Genomic DNA, 2,599 nt, shown 5'->3' on the forward strand with positions numbered 1-2,599 from the left:
TTCATCCCTGAGGGTGGCGCAAAATATTTTCACGCGCCATGGGCATTTGTGGTTCCAATTCAGTTGCCGCGCAGGGCAGTCTATTCTCGGACAGCCTCCTGGCCAGGCAACTCTGGCTTGTTCGAAAAAAAGGCCGGTAACGCACTGCCATGGTGTTTCATGGCATTCACGCCAGTATTGTGTCGGACGTGTTGACAGGAATGTATTTTTTAACATTTTCCCGGATAAGAGCAAATAGAAAAAAATTTAACCCGTCATGGAACTTTCTACTGAAAAATACGACTAATCTTTGTTGATTATTTTTCAATCACTGACAAAGTTCTCATACAATGAATATTTCCAACTCATTTTATAATCATGTTGTCACTCACAAACAACCTTTGGCAAAAGAGTGCCATGGGCAAGCTACGAGAACTACCAAAAATAGCCGGGTAAAAAAAGCAGAATCAGTCAGATTCATGCCACAAGAGCCTGCGGGGCAACAAGGTGAAAAGCAGTCAGAACTCAGCGTTAAATTACCTGAAAACGTAACTGTAACTGAGTTCTCAAAGTTTTGCTCAAGTAATTTTTATCCAAAAGCAGGCAATTTAAGTAGCGGGTTGCCTAATGAATCTGACTATGATTCTGCACTTATTGTAGTCTCACACTTTTGTATCATGATGCGACGATGCAGCCATATAAACGAAGCGCTTTTTGAAAACATTGCAGAGACGATTAAAGTGAACATTGACGCTACAAATGAGACCAGAGAAACTCTGAAAAAATTAGTCCTTTCAAAAAAATACGATAATATTGCAGGTATAGAGACAGCCCGAAACATCCTCACTGGTAAAGTAACAAAAGCGCCCAACTCAGAAACAGACTTTTTTAGCTGTCGAAGATCAGCTCGATTTACAACCCACAGATCACAGGAAAATGCCATGGTAATCCAAGACCCAAGCAAACATAAGTTAAGTTCACAAGAAGAAACGAACAATCCACTAATTAAGCGAAGAAAGCTAACATAAATAATTATTCATAATGCTGTCTATGAGCTGCAAAACCGGTTTAATTTCACAGATCTTGGCAAGGGGGATAGCACTCCCCCATAATTCGCCGGGCATCTGAATAGATTAACTATAAAATCGAGCAGCCATAGTACTTTCCTTGTAGTCGCTCAGCTTCTTGTTTATATAACTCATACTCCTCTGGTGGTATTTTACGGCCACAAATCTCTTGGTAATCAGCCAAATCAAAGATGTGATTTTCATCAGCTTTATCAAACAACGGATCAATGGGCCCAAGTAAAGTAGACATAAGATAGAAGCCTTCCGTGAAAGGAAATGTTTCTCCCTGGTGTTCCCACACTTGTTGCCTTTCTGATTCAAAATCATCAACAACATGTACGTTTGGTTGCTCGTCTGCCTCGTCCATCCACTCGATTGCACTGGGTGTACTAGTACAGGCAACCAGACACACCGGGGACCTCTCTGCCTTTCTATCTTTCAACAATTGATAAATATCTTCTTTAGTGCCTCCGTCGTTGGGTTCTCCGTCATTAAACACATAGATAATAGAGGGGGGAGATTGAACGGAGCGTTCGGACTCTCTTATAATTTCACGCATATCACGAAAAAGAGGCGTTGAATTGTGTCTATTACCAACAGAGCCAATCTCGCGTAGACATCGCTTAATTTGCGCCGAGGTTTCGGCAGGTGTTCCACGGATATCTATTGGCGGGAATTTCTTGCTAAAACTTTGAATATTTATTCCCTTTACCGGAATATAAGCTAATAAATCTGCAACATTCTCCAGGCGATAAGTGGCCTCTTGCAGCCTGGACATTCTAGTTCCGGTCTCCGGGTTCACCATGCCATCCCGTTCATTCATGGAAATGCTGTTATCAATGATAAAATGTATTTTATAATTTTTCAGGTCGGCCAGACGATAAGCAAGCCAGGTTGATCCGCTTATTGGACCACCAAGCACATCTTTAATCCCACGTTGCTGCTCAGGGGTAAATGCTTGCTCAAACCTTTGCATGGGGTAGGAGTTGGCCATCGATGGTTGAGTGCCAAACCCACCGTGTTGGTTATTGACTCTGGAGTATGGAGGGGGAAGATCCCGGTATGGAGGAGGAAGATCCGGGTAGAGTTGAGGATAAACCGTGGCGGCCGACGCAGCTCCTTGTGGCAGAGAAGGTGGCAGAGAAGCTGGCAGAAAGGCGACACTTCTCTGTTGATTTGACACCACATTTGCCCGGTAATCGCGAGCCTGAGGCATATTCTGCATACCGACATCCCTTGATCTTAAAGCGTATCCGAAGGAATTCGCTGGTGCAGAATTGTCTCCGTTTGCATCTGGTGGTGAAAAAGGCGATTGTGATTGAGGATATGTTGCCTGGTGATTAACAGGAATTGATTGCTGACCTTTAGTAGTGTCCATAACTCAAACCTCTGTGCATTATTTTTTCTATAATCCAGCCTTTAAAATAGACAAAACTTCAGCAGCAGGACAAACTTTTTCATTTCAGGAAAAATCATTAAAAGTTCAAACTCAACCTGACCTGAAATAACTTCGACATTTCTATAGACGCTACCCGCCGCCCGCTTCCCGAAAA

3 protein-coding genes are annotated in these 2,599 nt (G+C 42.9%); 2 read left to right on the forward strand and 1 reads right to left on the reverse strand.

The genetic code is table 11. The features are described from left to right. Positions 1 to 329: 329 nt before the first annotated feature. Positions 330 to 1,007, forward strand: coding sequence for a hypothetical protein (locus KDK14_RS11565; protein ID WP_257265275.1), 678 nt, complete (start codon positions 330 to 332; stop codon positions 1,005 to 1,007). Positions 1,008 to 1,116: 109 nt separating this feature from the next. Here the strand turns inward: KDK14_RS11565 and KDK14_RS11570 are convergent, their stop codons facing one another. Continuing rightward, complete coding sequence (locus KDK14_RS11570) at positions 1,117 to 2,040, reverse strand: hypothetical protein (protein ID WP_257265276.1); 924 nt, start codon at positions 2,038 to 2,040, stop codon at positions 1,117 to 1,119. A 47-nt stretch (positions 2,041 to 2,087) separates the two neighbouring features. Between KDK14_RS11570 and KDK14_RS11575 the strand changes: the two genes are divergently transcribed. After that, positions 2,088 to 2,390: a hypothetical protein gene (locus KDK14_RS11575; RefSeq protein ID WP_257265277.1), complete on the forward strand. Its 303-nt coding sequence runs from the start codon at positions 2,088 to 2,090 to the stop codon at positions 2,388 to 2,390. The last annotated feature ends 209 nt before the right edge of the window (positions 2,391 to 2,599 follow it).

Origin of the sequence: Endozoicomonas sp. ONNA2 (assembly GCF_024606365.1) — a bacterium.
GTDB lineage: Bacteria > Pseudomonadota > Gammaproteobacteria > Pseudomonadales > Endozoicomonadaceae > Endozoicomonas.